Genomic DNA, 1,260 nt, shown 5'->3' with positions numbered 1-1,260 from the left:
GAGCCTTATCTGTTCGGAATCTGGCAGTTTAGGTGTCGAGAGCCGGCGTGGGCTGCCGTCAGAGCCTGGATCTCAGCGATCGCCATGTAGCTTGGTACCCACCCCGGATTCTCCCTTGATTCGCCCGAACAGTTGCCCGAGGTGACACTCGAAACGATAAGACTGGGCAGGCGAGGGAGCTCTCGACATTTCTAGCCTAGCGGAGATTTCCCATGAGCGGAATCGGGATCGATGTGTGCAAACACTTTCTGGACGTTGCGGTTTTTCGAGGCCAAACCCGTCAGTTCACCAACACCGCAGGCGGTCATCGGAAGCTTGTCGATTGGCTGAAGACGCTGTCGGTGCGGCAGGTGGTGCTGGAGGCGACCGGGGGCTACGAGCTGGCAGCGCTGGATGCCTTGCATCACGCCGCACTGCCGGTGGCGCGCGTCAATGCGCAACGGGCACGCAACCTGGCCAACGGTTTGGGACTGGCCAAGACCGACCGGCTGGACGCGGCCATGTTGGCCTGCATGGCCGAGAAGATGGAGCTCCATCGGTATGTTCCACTGGAACCCTGGCAGCGCGATCTGGGCGAGCATGTACGTGCCCGTCGGCAACTGGTCGAACTGCTGAAAGCAGCAAGGCAGCAGTTGCTGCAGGTTGCGGAAAAAGCGCTACGAAAGATCCTGCAGGGCAACGTGAACCAGCTTGTGCGCAGCGTGGCGCGGCTAGACAAACTGATCGCCGGGCAGCTGAAGACGCTGCTCATCGAGCAACCGCACCTGGCCGCGTTGAGGACGCTCAAAGGGGTCGGTCCGGTGCTGCTGGCCGTGCTGGTGTACCGGTTACCGGAGCTTGGGACGATCAGCGGAAAGCAGATCTCCCGATTAGTTGGCGTTGCCCCGCTCTCGCGCGACAGCGGCGCGATGCGTGGTAAACGGGGGATCGGTGGAGGCCGAGCCGATATCCGGCAGGCGCTGTACATGGCGGCGATGTCCTCGGCTCGGCACGAGCCAGGTCTGCGCGATTTTTACAGATCGCTGCGCGCACGCGGCAAGGAAGGCAAGGTCGCCCTCGTGGCGGTGATGCGCAAGATGCTGGTCATCCTCAATGCGCGCGTGCGCGATCAAAGAGCCGCCATGCACCCCGCCTGAGCGCACTCGGCGGCCGTGAGTAACCGCAAAAGCGTGCCAGCCAGCGGCCGGCACCTACCGATGAACACGCCCGAAGGAAACCGATCAACGGTCGCGGATTGAGGTCCTGACCAACACAGTTGCT

Annotated in this window: 1 protein-coding gene; it reads left to right on the top strand. The window is 62.5% G+C overall.

Annotated features, from left to right (window positions below; genetic code table 11):
- Positions 1–212 precede the first annotated feature (212 nt).
- On the top strand, positions 213–1,136 hold the full coding sequence (locus tag VC212_RS22705) for an IS110 family transposase (RefSeq protein ID WP_323526990.1): 924 nt from the start codon (positions 213–215) through the stop codon (positions 1,134–1,136).
- Positions 1,137–1,260 lie beyond the last annotated feature (124 nt).

This window comes from Xanthomonas sp. WHRI 8932A, assembly GCF_035012785.1.
Taxonomy (GTDB): domain Bacteria; phylum Pseudomonadota; class Gammaproteobacteria; order Xanthomonadales; family Xanthomonadaceae; genus Xanthomonas.
Note: the sequence above shows the minus strand (reverse complement) of the source record. Positions and strands in the feature narration are given on the sequence as shown.

Bases quoted from the DNA above. Each gene is read 5' to 3' on its own strand.
- VC212_RS22705 (WP_323526990.1), top strand. From the start codon at position 213: ATGAGCGGAATCGGGATCGATGTGTGCAAACACTTTCTGGACGTTGCG.